The sequence below is a fragment of the Streptomyces sp. NPDC006140 genome (genome assembly GCF_040628815.1).
Taxonomy (GTDB): Bacteria; Actinomycetota; Actinomycetes; order Streptomycetales; family Streptomycetaceae; genus Streptomyces.
In genome coordinates, this window is sequence record NZ_JBEXTS010000001.1 from 442710 (window position 1) to 456897 (window position 14188).

Consider the following 14188-nt stretch of genomic DNA (forward strand, 5'->3'; position numbering starts at 1 on the left):
CGGCTCACGGCTGAACGGCCGCCCGCGGATGCTCCGTCTCGATGCCGCGCGACACGAAGCACCGCAGTGCCGCCACCACGTCCGCCTGCTCCTGCGGAGTCAGCACCTCGGGCTTTTCCTGCTCGAAGTGATTGGCGAGCTTGACGATGTCGGCCCGGCGATCCCCGATGTGGACGGTGCCGTCCACGACCGGTGTCCGCGTACGGTCGACGAACTGCTCCGCCAGCTCCTTGGCAGCCGGGACGAAATTGATGTCGAACGTGCCGATCTGCAGGAGCACGTAGCGTGACAGCGTGCCAACAGGGGCCGCGTTGCCGAACCGGTGCCTGCTCGGGCTCGGAACCTGGAAGACCTCACCAGGCTCGACGGTGAACACCTCGTCGGTGTCGGGCAGTTCGATCACGATGCGGCCCTGCGAGCAGTACATCATGTCCGACACCGCGTTGTGGAAGTGAAAAGGGACGGCCTTGTGGTCGAGGTTGAACACACTGACGCGCAGGCCGTCCTGGTAGTAGAACTCTTTCATCTCCATGGCTTGTCTCCTTGTTCGCTGCTCACCAGTCCGGGCTCGTCCACGGCGGCGGAGGGGGAGCCGGCTGCTCCCGCGGTCCCGGTCCAGTCGTCGGCCACCCACTGGGCCGCCGCGACGAAAGCACCGGCGTAGTTGTGTTCGTTCTGCCAGAACCTGACGGGCGCCCCGTAGGCCGACAGATGCGGCGACGGAACGCGCACCCCACCTGCCCGCTTCATCACCCGGTAGCCGCCGCGCGTGGCGAGCGCGATGCCGCCCGGGGCGTATCCGCCTTCCTCGTGCGGGACGATCTCACCTCGCCGCAGCAGGTTCTGGATGAACGGCGAGGGATGACGCTCCATGGCGAAGTCCTGCGCACTGGCACGGACCATGCAGTCCGCTCGCAAGGTCGCCGTTTCGCCGGACTCGGACCGGTACGTGACCCGCAGCGTGCCGTCCTCCTCCACCTGCGTGTGCTGGGCGTCGTCGTAGCCCAGCCTGACGGTCGTCAGCATTCCGGCGTCCATGAGAGCGAGGAGCTTCTCCGCGACGGCGGCCGGCATCGGTACCGCCGTCCGTATGAAGTGGGTGTCGAGCAGGCGGTCGTAGACTTCCTTGTCAGCAGGTTCGAGCCGGCTGTAGAAGCGCATCCGCCGCGCCTTCAGCACGACCGTGTGGACGAGGTTTCCGGTGGAGGAGTCCTTCAGATCACTCGTCAGCTTCTCCCGGGCGGTGCGCCAGCGAGGGCTCCTGACGTCCTCCCACCCCAGCGTCCCCTCGGTCGCCCGGCGCAGATCCTTGTCCAGCAGCTCCAGAACGCGCTCGATCTTCAGATGCCCTCGGTGCTCGCGCCGGATCGCGTCGAGGTTGTTCTCCGTCAGGTGGTGCAGCTCGTACGGTGCGAGCGGACCCCGGACCGGAGGAAAGAAGCCCGAGCGTGATCCGGCGACCACGGACAACGGCTCGGCGTGCGCCGTCGGCCGGTACCCTGCCACGTGCCCGTCGCGGGAGTAGGTGAACTCGCCTTCGTCGCACAGGGTCAGGATGGCGTCGATACCGCTGGGACCCATCCCCTGGACGAACACACGGGGCCGCTCATCCTGTGCGCGGCGGGAGCGGATCCGGCGGGCGACGGCGGCTCTCATGACGGCCGGTGGATACGGGGAGGCGACGTGGACACCGTGCTCCGACGGTGTCCCGGCCTTCCCGGGCTGCCAGTGCCCCGTGCTCAGCAGGACCTGGTCGAGCCCGTCCACGGTGAACTCGCGGTCGGTCTCCAGATCACGGAGCAGGACGGAGAACCCGTCCGGCTTCGTGAGGCCGTCCCTGGCCTCGTGGCGCACGTACGACCGCACCTCGATGCCGTGCGCTCGGGCCTTCGCGACGGTCTCCCGAAACCGCTGCCGAAGGTAGATGCCGAACAACGCACGCGGATAGAACTCACGGTCGTCGGGCTGCCACTCGTCCAGCTCGATTCCGGGATGCGTCTCGAGGACGAGCTCCGGACACTCTTTGATGAGCCACGGTTTGTTCGCGGCCATCCAGTCGACGAAGTCGTTGCCGTGGATGCCCATGGTGCTCGCTTCGTTGTTGCACCGGTGGGCGAGCTGGACGTTGCCCTGCGCGTACGGGTATCCCGGCCCGTTCACGGGTCCCTGCTCCACCGTGACGACGGTGACGGCCGACGGCGGAAGCAGGGACAGCCGGTGTGGGTCGGTCATGCGCCGTACCAGGTGCCACAGCGCGCACGTACCGGCGAAGCCCGTACCGACGATGCAGTACTTGACGGTGTCTGCCATCGTGGCCTTCAGCTCAGGACTCGAGACGGGTGAGGGCGTGCCGGATGCGTGTGGCGGCCTCGGTCAGAAGCGAACCGGTGCGGCCGCAGTTGATCCGCACGAAATGGTCCAGCGCCTCGCCGTGCGCGAAGTGGCTGCCGGCGATGGTGGCCACCTTCGCTTCGGCCAGCAGGAACTGCTCGGCGGTGGCGTGACCGAGCCGCTGGTAGGCGTCGGCGTGGGCTGACAGGTCGACGAAGAGGAAGTAGCCACCCTGCGGCGGGCTGACCCGCAAGGAGGGTATGGGCTGCAGTTCTTGCAGCATCGCCTCCAGATTGGAGCGGGCGATCTTCGCCCTGAAGGTCGCCACCTCGTCCATCTCCGGCTGCAGTGCGACGTGGGTGGCGACCTGCCCATAGGTCGACGCGAACGACGTGAGGTTGACCTGGGCTCGCGCGGCGGCCTCCACGATGTCCTGGGGACCGCAGAGATAGCCGATCCGGTCGCCGTGCATGCCATAGGTCTTGCCCGGGCCGGTCACCGACACGGTCCATGGCCGCATGGAGCAGCGATCGCCGCCGGCGAGCGGCACGTCGAGGGCGGCGAAGGTCTTCGCCCGGTCACCGAGGACGTGTGCTTCGTAGGGTGTGTCGAACAAGACATGGACGGGGCTCTCGCCGCGGTCCTGCCGCCGGGTGTTGTGCCGCGCGAGGACTTGGGCCAGTTCCGACAGCTCCGCCGTCGAGTAGATCTTGCCCGTCGGGTTGATGCAGTCGCCCATGACGACGATCTTGGTTCGCTCGGAGAGCGCTCCCTCGAGAGCCCGGGCGGTGAGGCCCTCGTCCGCCGGGACCAGGACGGTCTTCGGGATGGCTTCGTGCAGCCGCACCATGTCCGAGTAGTGCGGCCAGTTGGGCACGGGGATCACGACCTCGTCGCCCGAGTCCAGCAACGCGTGGAAGGTCACCGAGATGGAGCCCTTCACACCGCCCGGTGTGACCATGACCTCCGTGTCGGGGTCGTACTCGATGCCATGCAGGCGAGCCACCCGTGCGGCGATGGATTCGCGCAGGAACCCAAACCCCTTGACCGGTGCGAAAGCATGCACGGTTTCGGATCTCTGCTCGATGAAGTTGATGACTCCACGGTCGATCCGTGGATCGGTCGGGGTGTCCAGCGCACCAATGCTCAGATCGATGATCTGGTCGTCCGCAGCGACTCCGCGGTTGAGCGCGACGAGCTTTGCCGCAGTGCCGTGAGTAGCGGATTCGGGAATGTTCAGGACTGCCTTGGAGATTCCTCTGTTTTTCTGCACGACGCTTACGAGCTGCCTCTCTCTGCTCGTCGAACTCAACTGGTGACGGCCTTGTACATGGCGTTCCACATCTCCAGTTGGATGTTCAGCGTCTCGCGGGCGCCGTAGGCGATCTCCGCGACGTCCGCCTCGGTGCGGCAGTTGTTCTCGACGCACCTCTTCGCGTCCGCGGCGTGGCGCTCCTCGACGCCCTCGTCGCCGACGTGGACGTTGAAGTAGATCTCGACCTTGTCGACGAACTCGGGCTCGGGCAGCCCGGTGTTGCTGTTGCGGAACGCCGTACGGCAGATCTGCAGCATGGTGTCGGCGTGTGACTCCAGGGCCATCGCGACGCCCAGCATCCGGTGGTAGCTGCCGCCCACCAGTTCCCGAGTGCGCTCGCGGTACTTGAACGTCTCGGCGATCACCAGGTTGCTGTGCCGCGCCTCCTTCACCCGCAGCGGCGACAGGCCGAACTCCATCTCGCCGTGCAGGTTGTGGGCGTTCTCCATCAGGATTTCGTGGCACTTGGCGGCCTCGCCGTTCCCGGTCTCCTCGTTGAGGATGAAGGAGAACAGGGTCAGCGTGTCACGGTCGTCGTTGGCCGCGGCCTGGGCGCAGACGTGGGCGATTCCTTTGACCGTACCCTCGGTCCTGTGGAAGAAGTTCGCCCGGTGGAAATCGTAGGTCTGGCTGTTCCACGACGTGTCCTGCAAGAACTTGAAGTAGTCGTTGCTGTAGACGTCATGCTGTTCCAGGCCGTCCATGAGTGAGGCGACCTGATCCTGAAGTGTGGCTTCCGTGCTCGTGCTCATCTTGCGTGCACCCCCAGTTCGCACCGAATTCGCATCATGACGCCTGGCCAGACAGCAGTTACTGGCCTCTCCCAGAGGAAGGCGGAGTCGGACTTGTGATCTCAAGTTCTCATCCGCGCCCAGAATTCGTCCAATACATAATCGTCACCGATTCCATCGCGATGCGCGATAGATCAGGGAGCTCCCGCTCGGTGCCGGCGGCCTCGTCGGGCTGTGTCCGGGCGGGGGGGCGCAGACATCTGATGCATTTCGGCCAAGTTGCGAACCGTTATGCGGATTTCAAGGTGCACGGTTGTGGGAGCGAAAGCAAATAGGTAGAGTCGTGCCGGTCTTACGGACTTACGGAGGGGACTCTCCAGTATCGGCAACGCCACTGGATGAGCCGCATTCAAAGGGTGAAGGCAATCCTTGGCGCCGACGTCCGTGCCGGTCGCCTACGGGGCCGGCGGCTCCTCCCCGTCCGGCCCCTCCCGGATCGCACGGCGAGGTCGCCTGCACGGGAAACCGGGCGGCGGTCCCTTTCACTCCGTGTCGTCGTCCACCGGGATGCCGAGGATGGCGAGGAATGCGGTGGCCGCGGGTGTGCGGTTGTCGCAGCTCCAGATCATGTATTCGACGCGGGTCGGCGCGTCGGTGACCTCGATGGTGATGACGCCGGTGAGCTGAGCCGCGTAGGCGGAGGGGAGCATGGCGATGCCGAGGCCCTGTCCGGCCAGTCGCGCCAGGAAGTCCGCGTTGGTCACCTCGAAGGCGACGTCGCGGTGGACGCCGACGGCCGAGAAGGCCAGGTCGGACTGGACACGTCCGTCTGTTCTGGCCGGCAGGTCCACGAACACCTCGGAGGAGAGTCTGCGCAGATCGACCGCCGACTCCTGGGCCAGGGGGTGGTCCGGCCCGACGACGGCGACGAGCCGGTCACGGGCGAGTTCACGGGAGTTGACGCCCTCGGGGCGCACCGTGGTCGGCAGCCCGAGGAAAGCCACCCCTACGCCTCCCCCCCTGACCTGTTCGACGAGTTTGTCGCTGGCGCCCACGCTCAGGCTGATGCGCACGTTCGGATACTGCTGGTTGAAGTCACGTAAGGCGCCTGGGACATCGACCGCGGCGACGGACGGAACGACACCCACGGCGAGCCGCCCGCGTATCTCGCCGACCGCCGCGGCGACTTCGTTGGCCGCGCGCTCGGCGGCGTCCAGACATTGCCGGGCCGAGGGCAGGAACGCCGCACCGGCCGGAGTCAGCCGTACCCGGCGGCTGGTGCGTTCGAAGAGCCGTGCCCCCAGTTCCTTTTCGAGGCGGGCCACTTGGTGACTGAGAGCGGACTGGACGACCAGGCAGCGTTCGGCGGCCCGGGTGAAGCTGTTTGTCTCGGCGACGGCGACCACGTAGCGCATCTGCTGAAGATCCATGGATCCATCGTGTGGCACCTTAGTTGAGGTGACAAGCATGCATGGGACGCATTGATGGTTTCGGGCTAAAGCCATGCGTATGCCGAGTTCAGCCTGAACACAGGAATTTCTGGTGACGACTTTCAGGCATTGGCGTAAGCCCGGTCACCTGTGTCCAGAAGAGCTGAGAAGCGGTCACACAACAGGAATCCATCCGTCAGGAAACCGGCGGCCGACCTTCTGCGGGGCGCGGCCTCATCCCAGCATCCCCCGCAACGCGTCCCGCAGCGCCACCCGCTCCCCCTCTGACAGTCCAGCCAGCGGCTCCCGCGCGAACCGCAGCGACTCGCGCAGGCTCCGGGCCATCCGCCGCCCGTCCGCCGTGGCCGCCGCCACCTTCACCCTCCGGTCCGAGGGGTCCGGCCGCCGCTCCACCAGGCCACGCGCCTCCAGCCGGTCCACGATCCCCGTGACGTTCGACGGCTCGCACTTCAGCCGCTGCGCCAGCCTCCGCATCGGCAGCGGCTCCAGGCACAGCAGGCTCAGCAGCCGCGCCTGCGCCCCCGTGAGAGCGTGCTCCGCCGCCGCCTCCTCGTAGTCCTGGTGGAACCGCGCCACGACCTCCCCGATGAGCTCGACGACCTCGAGGGTCAGCGGATCCGGGCGGTTGGTGGTGTGCTGCGGGGTCGGTGTGGTGGAGGCCATGCGATCGAGGGTACCCGGTTATTTGACAACCTGAAATTTTCAGGAGCATGGTTGTTTCAGGTACTGAAACATTCGCACCACGTGAGGACAGGCGCACCATGACCGACACCCCCACCCTTCCCGCCGTCAGCCGCGAATGGCACCTGCTCAGCCGCCCGGTCGGCTGGCCGAAGCCCGAGGACTTCGCCCTGGTCGAGGCGGAGGTGCCGCAGCCCGGTGAGGGGCAGGTCCTCGTCCGGAACAAGTACCTCTCCGTGGACCCGTACATGCGCGGCCGGATGAGTGCCGCCAAGTCCTACGTCGCCCCGTTCGAGCTGGGCAAGGTCATGCAGGGCGGTGCCGTCGGCGAGGTCGTGGCCTCCAACGCGGAGGGGCTGTCCGTCGGGGACCACGTGCTGCACTTCTTCGGGTGGCGGGAGTACGCCGTCGTGGCCGCGAAGAACGCCGTGAAGGTGGATCCGGACGCCGCGCCGCTGTCGGCGTACCTCGGTGTCCTGGGCATGACCGGCCTCACCGCCTACGCGGGGCTGCTGCGCACCGCCGCCTTCAAGGAGGGCGACGCCGTCTTCGTCTCCGGCGCCGCCGGGGCCGTGGGCGGCCAGGTCGGGCAGATCGCCAGGCTGAAGGGCGCCTCGCGGGTCATCGGGTCCGCCGGGTCGGAGGAGAAGGTGAAGCTCCTCGTGGAGGAGTACGGCTTCGACGCCGCCTTCAACTACAAGGACGGGCCCGTGAGCGAGCAGCTGCGCGCCGCCGCTCCCGACGGGATCGACGTCTACTTCGACAACGTCGGCGGTGACCACCTGGAGGCCGCCATCGGCTCCCTCAACCAGGGCGGCCGGATCGCCGTCTGCGGGATGATCTCCGTCTACAACAACACCGAGCCCGCCCCGGGCCCGAAGAACCTCGCCCGCCTCATCCAGACCCGCGGCCGCATCGAGGGCTTCCTGGTCGGGGACCACTACGACCTCCAGCCGCAGTTCGTGCAGGAGGTCGCCCCCTGGGTCGCCTCCGGTGAGCTGAAGTACCGCGAGACCGTCGTCGAGGGCATCGAGAACAACCTGGAGGCCTTCCTGGGCGTGCTGCGCGGCGACAACACCGGGAAGATGATCGTCAAGCTCTGACGGCTCCCGACGTCCGACGGCTCTCGGCACCCTTTGCTGGACTTCCGGCATGCGGTAGCTTCTTTCCGAATCCGTCCCGGCCCGGGCGCGAGCCGCGGCGGACGACCGAAGGAACACAACCGCATGCCGATCCAGCAGTCCGACGTCCTGTACACCGCCGTCGCCACCGCCGAGGGCGGGCGCGACGGGCGGGTGGCCACCGATGACGGCCGGCTCGACGTCGTCGTCAACCCGCCCGAGGCGATGGGCGGGAGCGGCGCCGGCACCAACCCCGAGCAGCTGTTCGCCGCCGGGTACAGCGCCTGCTTCCAGGGCGCCCTCGGCGTCGTCGCCCGCCAGGAGGGCGCCGACCTCACCGGGGCGACCGTCACCGCGAAGGTGGGCCTCGGGAAGAACGGGGACGGGTTCGGGATCATCGTCGAGATCTCGGCCGACATCCCGAAGGTGGACCGGGGCACCGCGCGGTCGCTGATCGAGAAGGCGCACGAGGTGTGCCCGTACTCGAAGGCGACTCGCGGGAACATCACCGTGACGCTTGTCTGACGGCACTCGTTGCCTACCCGGAGGCCGCATCCTTGGACGTGGGATGCGGCCTCCGTCCGTGTCCGGGGTCAGCGGGCGAGCGCCGCCCGGTGGATCGCCAGTGCCAGGCGGTTGTTCTCCGGGGCGGCCCCGCCGGGGAAGGCGAACCGGCGCCGCGTGTAGCCGTACGCGAGACCGCTCCACGGGTCCGCGAAGCCTTGCGAGCCGCTCGCGCCGCTGTGCCCGATCGTCCCGGCGCCGAGGAACGGATGCCACGCGTCGGCCGTGGTCTGGAATCCGAGGCCGAAGGACTTGTGGGCCCGGGCCACCAGGTCGTAGCCGGCCGAGTGGAACTGGCCGAACTCCGCCACCGTGTCCGGCTTCAGCAGCGGCGCCTGCTCGCCCACCTCGCTGATCGCCGCCGCGTACATCCCCGCCAGGCCCCGCGCCGACGCCACCCCGCCCACCGACGCCGGGCCCTTCGCGCGCACCAGCGGCATGTTGGGGAGCGCGGCCAGGTCGGTCGGCTCGGGCGCGTGGCGGTTGAAGGCGATCGAGGCGAGGGTGTGCGGGCCCGTGGGGTCGGCGTCGAGGAGGGCCTGCTGGCCGGGGGTCGGGGCCATCGGCTCGGTGGTGCGGAAGCGCGGCTCCAGGGGCGCGGGCAGGCCCAGGAAGAAGTCCAGGCCGTACGGGGCCCTGATCCGCTCCTGGTACACCTCTTGGAGCGTGCGGCCCGTGGCGCGGCGTACGACCTCGCCGGACAGGGCGCCGGCGACCAGGGCGTGGTAGCCGAACGCCGTGCCGGGCCGCCAGAACGGCCGCTGGTCGGCGAGGCGTTCGGCGAGCTGGCGGTCGTCGGCCAGCTCCGCGAGGGTGAAGCCGCTGTCCGTGCCGACCACCCCGGCCCGGTGCGCGAGCAGCTCGCGCAGGGTCAGAGCGCCCTTGCCCTCGGCCGCGAACTCGGGCCAGTAGTACGTCACCTTGCGGTCCAGTTCCAGCGTGCCGTCCTGGACGAGGAGGGCGACGACCAGGGCGGCGGCGCCCTTGGTCGACGAGAACACGCCGTAGAGGGCGTCCGCGTCGGTCCCCGCCCACAGGTCGACGACCTTGCGGCCGTGCACGTAGGCGCACAGCTGGCCCTCGTAGTCGGGGCGTTCCCCGGCCACGAACGCGGCGAACTCCTCGCGTACGTCCTCGAAGCCGTCCGCCACGGTGCCGTGGATCTCCTGCGTCATCCGCTCTCCTCAACTGAACCGCTGTGTGCCACTGTGAACAATGCCCGTGCCACCTGCGGGAATTCCCCCTTCGGATGGTCCCGGAAGAGGGGTTCTGTGCCGAACAGGACCGTGCGCCCGCCGCTGACCACGCAGGCCTGCCCCGCGGCCTCGGCGGGGCCGCCGGTGCCGTCCCGGAGCGGGCGCCAGTGTCCGGAAACCAGCGGGTTCCCGGTCGCGTACGACTGCTCCACGCGCACGCCGGGGCCGAGGCCGGTGAACCAGAGCGGCGCGTAGACGAAGCCGTGGGACGGCGCGTCCCGCGTGACGCCGCCCGAGTTCACCGTGCGGACGACGCCGTTGGCGGCTCCGTTGCCCTCGACCGGCTCCACGGCCAGCCGCCCCGCCGCCGTGTTCAGGGCCGCTCCCGTCGCGCCCCGGCCCACCAGGCCGTGGCCGTCGAGGAAGGCGTCCAGGGCCCTGCGGGCGGGGGCCGACAGGGCGGCGCGGTCCAGGCCGGCGGAGACGAACAGCACGTCCGTGCCGGACCAGTCGAAGCCCGCGTTCAGCACCGCCGTCGAGACAGGCGTGACGTCGAAGCCCATCTCCCGCAGCGCGAACAGCTCACCCGGTGTGACGGCGGCGGCGACCCGGACGCGGCGCAGGGGGGCCGTGCCGGTCGCCCGCGTGGCCGTGAAGGCGACGTCGTGGGCGCGGGCGGCGGTGAGCGCCGCGCGGCGGGCCGACGCCGGGACGATCGCGCTGCCGTCCGCCGACCGGCGCACCGGGACGCCCTGCCGGAGAAGGGAGTTGAGCGCGGCGACCTCGCGCGGGTCGGTCAGGCGCAGGCGGAGGTCGCCGTACGCGGGCACGTGGGCGACGGGGGCCGCCTCGGTGACCGGGCGCAGGGGCGCGCCCCGCAGGCTGCCCGACGGCACCCGCTCGACCGTGGCGCCCCACAGGCGGCCCAGGCTCCAGCCGGAGATGTCGTACATCTCCGAGACCCGGTCGCTGATGTCCCGGCCGTCGGCCAGCAGCACGTTCGCCATGCCGCGCTTGGGCTGGTGCAGGTCGACGACGTAGGAGCCCCCGGGGTACGTCCGTCCGGCGAGGCGGAAGGGGCGGGTGGCGCGGGTGACGCGGACGTCGTTGGCGAGGAGGTGGTCGACGAGGCGGGCGGCGGCGGGCGCCGAGCGCTGGGTGCGGGAGGTGCCGGGCGGGATGACGTAGGCGCGCGGGAAGCTGGTCGTGTAGACGTCCTCCGGGCCGATGCCGGGGACGCCGGGGACCGTCTCCGGCGACACCGGGACCTGCGGGGCACCGGCCGCGCCGCGGCGGAAGACCTCGATCTGGTCGGCGACGAGCCCGGCGCGGTGCTCGCGGACGTGGTCCAGGGTGGCGCGGATCGCCGCGCCCGCCACGGCCGTGTTGACCGCCGCGCGGCGGCGCAGCTCCGGGACGGGCAGCTCGTCGTACTCGTCGTTGTTCACTGCCAGCGGGATCTCCACCGTGTGGGCGGCGACCGTGCCGTGGAAGGCCGCGTACTGCGGGGTGAAGATGGGCGGCCAGTCGTCCCAGCCCTCCTCCTGGTCGCGGAACGGGATCTGCGCGGGTTCGACGCCGTCCTTCGCGGGCGTGTAGCCGAGGGCGTTGACCGCGGACTCCATGCCGAGGGCGTTGGCGTAGGAGTTCTTCAGGAAGAGGTCGTACTCGTAGTTCTCGCCGTGCGGGGGAGTGGTCGGCTCGATGAGCGTGCCGTTGACGTAGCCGTGCAGGTCCAGCAGGACGGCCGGCTGCTTGTCCAGCTCGATCTGCCGCATGGCGCGCGTCTCGGGCTGGGAGGCGGTGACGAAGTCCCGGTTCAGGTCGAAGCCGTTCGCGTTGGCGCGGGTGCCGGCGATACGGCCGTCCGGGTTGGCCGTGATGTTGAAGTACAGGCGGCTGTGCGCGAGGAGGTCGCGGGTCTTGGCGTCCTTGGCCGTCGCGAGCTGCTCGACGATCCTCAGGGCGGCGTCCGTGCCCTCCCACTCGTTGCCGTGGATGTTGCTGTTGACGAAGACCGGCGTCTTGTAGTCCCGCTTGATCTCGCGTGACCTGGCGGCCGTCGCGGGCGCGTTCTCGATCAGGTCGCGCATCCGCTGCTGGGCGCGGGCCTCGCGGGCGGTCTCCGGGGCGGTGACGGTGACCAGGTAGAGGCGGTGGCCGCCGGCCGAACGGCCCGTCACCTCCACACTGACCCGGTCCCCGAGGCGTTGCAGCGCGTTCAGCTTCGGGGCGATCGCGTGGTACGGGGTGAGGCCCGGCTTCAGGGACTTGTCGCCGGGGTTCACCGGGTCGGGGGAGAGGGCCTGGCGACGGGGGTAGCCGCGGGTGTCCGCCGCGGGGGAGGTCTCCTCGGGAGCGGCCAGGGCCCGCCGGGCGGCGCTCGCGGGAGCCTGGGCCGCCCGGCCGTCCAGGGCGGCGCCCTCGCGGGTGACGGGCTTCGGGTCCGCGCCGGCGGTGCCGGGGGCGAGCAGGAGCGAACCCGCCGTGGCGAGGGTGAGGGTGACGATCAGCGCAGGTCTCGCAGGAACGGTTCTCGTGGTGCGCACGCAGTACCTCCTCCGGGGCTTCCTGAGATCGGTACGGCGAGGTGTACCGGTTCGACTCAACCGCAACAAGGGCGCGTTGGTGTCACCGGTGACCCGGATGGCTCCGCGGAGCGCGCCCCGCCCGACCTGCGCGGCCTGTGACAGCGGTGTGACCGGAGCGCGTCAAGAGCGCGACACCGGCCCCGATAGGGTCGTCCCATGCGCGATCTCGGGGTGGGTTTCCGGTACCTGCTGAAAGGCCAGCGGTGGGTGGCCCGGCACGGCAGGAGTTACGGCTTCGGGCTGCTCCCGGGCCTGATCACCCTCGTCCTCTACGCGGCGGTGCTCGTCGCGCTGGCGCTGTGGGGCGAGGACGTCGTGGCCTGGGCGACACCGTTCGCCGACGACTGGTCGAGCCCGTGGCTCGGGCTCTTCCGCGGCTTCCTGACCGCCGTGCTGTTCGCCCTCGCCCTGCTCCTGTCCGTCGTGACGTTCACCGCGGTGACGCTGCTCATCGGGCAGCCCTTCTACGAGAACCTCTCCGAGAAGGTCGACCGGGACGTGTCCCCGGACGGGCACGCCCCCGAGTCGGGGCTGCCGCTCTGGCGCGAGCTGTGGATCTCCGCCCGGGACAGCCTCCGGATCGTCGTGCGGGCCGCCCTGTGGGGCGTGCTGCTGTTCGCCTGCGGGTTCATCCCGGTCGCCGGCCAGACGGCCGTACCGGTGATCGGGTTTTTCGTCACCGGGTTCTTCCTCACCGAGGAGCTGACCGCCGTCGCCCTCCAGCGCCGCGGCGTCGAACTGCGCACCCGGCTCGGCCTGCTCCGCTCCCGCAAGACCCTGGTGTGGGGCTTCGGCACGCCGCTGGCCGTGGCCTTCCTGGTGCCGTTCGTCGCGGTGTTCCTGATGCCGGGCGCGGTCGCGGGCGCCACCCTCATGGCGCGGGAACTCCTGGGCGAGGAGACCCGCGAGGACGGCGAGGAGGGCGACCGGGCCGTCACGACCCTTCCGCAGCCACCCTCAGGATCGTCCTGACCTGGGCGATGATGTCCAGCCGGTTCTTCACGAACTCCGGGTCGGTGACCTCGGTGGTGTTCCCGGCGCCGAACTGCAGCACCGGCGTGTGCACATGCCCGCCCGGCAGGACGGCGTGCAGCCCCAGCCGGTCCCGCAGCAGCGTCGCCCGGTAGGCGATCTCGTTGGAGAGGTAGTCCCCGCCGCCGCCCTGGCGGGCGGAGGAGCCGGGGGTGGGCCCGTCCGGGCGTACGACGGGCTCGGTGCCGCCCGCCGGGATCTCCGTGACGCTCGTGTTGTCGTACACCGGGAAACGGCCGGTGTCCGCGGCGACGATCGCCCGGTAGGGCAGCGTGGTCGTCGTCCACTGGGGCTGCGAGGCGGGGTCGGTGACGGGGATCGTCCCGGTACGGCCGATGTTCTCGTTGTCCCCGAAGCCGCCCCGCCAGGCCCCGTTGGTCCGCTCGATGTCGAACCGGCCGACGCGGCCCTGGCTCACAGTCGTGAACAGGTCCACCTTCGGCAGGTGGGGCCGCAGCGCCCGCTCCACCACCCCGTCCGTGAAGTCCCGCCAGCGCACCGGGAACACGGCCGTCTCGATCCGGGCCGGGCCGTCCGCCGTCTCGACGACCGTGCCGTCGAGGACGAGCGCGGTGGCGCCCGACGGGTTGGAGATGCGGATGTCCCGGTCCAGGGTGAACGGGTCGAAGCCGGTGAGCAGGATCCGCTTCAGGCCCTGGGCATGCGGGTACCGGATGGCGGTCTGGCCGCGCGAGGTGCGCTCCAGCTCGTCCAGCAGCGCGGCCCGCTGCCCGTCCGACAGGCCGAACTCCGGCTCCCAGGTGCGCACTTCGCGGGTCATGCCGAGCCGCGCCCAGTACAGCGGCCGGTCGTCGTCCCGGCTGAGGTCCCCGCCCGCGGGGCCGCGCCCCTGCGCCCGGTCGACGGCCCGCCGCCACAGCTGCGACCCCTCGCGGGTGACGGCCCGGCGGGCCTCGCCGTAGGAGCGGGCCGCGTCGAGCGCCCGGGCCAGCCGCGGGGCCACGGCGTCGAAGCCGGAGCGGCGCAGGATCTCCTGCGGGGCGGCCCGGTCGAGCCGCTGCTCCTCGACGGTGGGGGAGGGGGCCGCCTCGGCGGCGCTCGCGGCTGGGGGGACGGTGAGGCCGGTCAGCAGCGCGAGGCCGAGGGCGCCGAGGCGAACGCGTAGGGATTTCAAGGGGGTTGGGCCCTTCCGTCACGGTGGGGGTGGCGTGGTG

12 protein-coding genes are annotated in these 14188 nt (G+C 70.2%); 3 read left to right on the forward strand and 9 right to left on the reverse strand.

Annotated elements, in window-relative coordinates:
* Window positions 1-4: 4 nt before the first annotated feature.
* The 6 genes from ABZ386_RS02095 to ABZ386_RS02120 form a co-directional block, all read right to left on the reverse strand.
* A complete protein-coding gene (locus ABZ386_RS02095; RefSeq protein ID WP_355717335.1) occupies window positions 5-532 on the reverse strand; it encodes a hypothetical protein in 528 nt (175 codons plus the stop codon).
* The gene (locus ABZ386_RS02100; protein WP_356619018.1) at window positions 523-2310 is read right to left on the reverse strand and encodes an FAD/NAD(P)-binding protein; all 1788 of its coding nucleotides are present in this window, start codon (window positions 2308-2310) and stop codon (window positions 523-525) included. The genes ABZ386_RS02095 and ABZ386_RS02100 overlap by 10 nt, the downstream gene beginning before the upstream one ends.
* A gap of 13 nt (window positions 2311-2323) precedes the next feature.
* The gene (locus ABZ386_RS02105) at window positions 2324-3604 is read right to left on the reverse strand and encodes a pyridoxal phosphate-dependent aminotransferase (RefSeq protein WP_351332733.1); all 1281 of its coding nucleotides are present in this window, start codon (window positions 3602-3604) and stop codon (window positions 2324-2326) included.
* Window positions 3605-3639: 35 nt separating this feature from the next.
* The gene (locus tag ABZ386_RS02110) at window positions 3640-4398 is read right to left on the reverse strand and encodes an iron-containing redox enzyme family protein (RefSeq protein ID WP_351332730.1); all 759 of its coding nucleotides are present in this window, start codon (window positions 4396-4398) and stop codon (window positions 3640-3642) included.
* 521 nt (window positions 4399-4919) lie between these two features.
* Window positions 4920-5807, reverse strand: a complete 888-nt coding sequence (locus tag ABZ386_RS02115; protein WP_351332727.1) for a LysR family transcriptional regulator — start codon at window positions 5805-5807, stop codon at window positions 4920-4922.
* Window positions 5808-6041: 234 nt separating this feature from the next.
* On the reverse strand, window positions 6042-6491 hold the full coding sequence (locus tag ABZ386_RS02120) for a MarR family transcriptional regulator (protein WP_351332724.1): 450 nt from the start codon (window positions 6489-6491) through the stop codon (window positions 6042-6044).
* Between the two features lie 98 nt (window positions 6492-6589).
* Between ABZ386_RS02120 and ABZ386_RS02125 the strand changes: the two genes are divergently transcribed.
* Window positions 6590-7612: an NADP-dependent oxidoreductase gene (locus tag ABZ386_RS02125; protein ID WP_355717325.1), complete on the forward strand. Its 1023-nt coding sequence runs from the start codon at window positions 6590-6592 to the stop codon at window positions 7610-7612.
* 123 nt (window positions 7613-7735) lie between these two features.
* Window positions 7736-8155, forward strand: a complete 420-nt coding sequence (locus tag ABZ386_RS02130; protein WP_351332718.1) for an organic hydroperoxide resistance protein — start codon at window positions 7736-7738, stop codon at window positions 8153-8155.
* A gap of 68 nt (window positions 8156-8223) precedes the next feature.
* On the opposite strand, the gene ABZ386_RS02135 is transcribed toward ABZ386_RS02130, so the two are convergent.
* Entirely contained in the window at window positions 8224-9369 is a 1146-nt protein-coding gene (locus ABZ386_RS02135; protein WP_356499532.1) for a serine hydrolase domain-containing protein, read from the reverse strand.
* Complete coding sequence (locus tag ABZ386_RS02140) at window positions 9366-11939, reverse strand: M14 family zinc carboxypeptidase (RefSeq protein ID WP_358963195.1); 2574 nt, start codon at window positions 11937-11939, stop codon at window positions 9366-9368. Before ABZ386_RS02140 ends, ABZ386_RS02135 begins: the two co-directional genes overlap by 4 nt.
* Before the next feature lie 198 nt (window positions 11940-12137).
* Between ABZ386_RS02140 and ABZ386_RS02145 the strand changes: the two genes are divergently transcribed.
* Window positions 12138-12953 (forward strand): EI24 domain-containing protein, encoded by an 816-nt coding sequence (locus tag ABZ386_RS02145; protein WP_356499536.1) that lies wholly within the window; start codon window positions 12138-12140, stop codon window positions 12951-12953.
* On the opposite strand, the gene ABZ386_RS02150 is transcribed toward ABZ386_RS02145, so the two are convergent.
* Window positions 12916-14148: a pyroglutamyl peptidase gene (locus tag ABZ386_RS02150; protein WP_358963198.1), complete on the reverse strand. Its 1233-nt coding sequence runs from the start codon at window positions 14146-14148 to the stop codon at window positions 12916-12918. The two genes, ABZ386_RS02145 and ABZ386_RS02150, sit on opposite strands and share 38 nt — an antisense overlap.
* Window positions 14149-14188 lie beyond the last annotated feature (40 nt).

Coding starts and splice junctions, on each gene's coding strand:
- ABZ386_RS02115 (WP_351332727.1), bottom strand. CDS start 5,807: ATGGATCTTCAGCAGATGCGCTACGTGGTCGCCGTCGCCGAGACAAAC.
- ABZ386_RS02100 (WP_356619018.1), bottom strand. CDS start 2,310: ATGGCAGACACCGTCAAGTACTGCATCGTCGGTACGGGCTTCGCCGGT.
- ABZ386_RS02095 (WP_355717335.1), bottom strand. CDS start 532: ATGGAGATGAAAGAGTTCTACTACCAGGACGGCCTGCGCGTCAGTGTG.
- ABZ386_RS02110 (WP_351332730.1), bottom strand. CDS start 4,398: ATGAGCACGAGCACGGAAGCCACACTTCAGGATCAGGTCGCCTCACTC.
- ABZ386_RS02135 (WP_356499532.1), bottom strand. CDS start 9,369: ATGACGCAGGAGATCCACGGCACCGTGGCGGACGGCTTCGAGGACGTA.
- ABZ386_RS02130 (WP_351332718.1), top strand. CDS start 7,736: ATGCCGATCCAGCAGTCCGACGTCCTGTACACCGCCGTCGCCACCGCC.
- ABZ386_RS02125 (WP_355717325.1), top strand. CDS start 6,590: ATGACCGACACCCCCACCCTTCCCGCCGTCAGCCGCGAATGGCACCTG.
- ABZ386_RS02120 (WP_351332724.1), bottom strand. CDS start 6,491: ATGGCCTCCACCACACCGACCCCGCAGCACACCACCAACCGCCCGGAT.
- ABZ386_RS02145 (WP_356499536.1), top strand. CDS start 12,138: ATGCGCGATCTCGGGGTGGGTTTCCGGTACCTGCTGAAAGGCCAGCGG.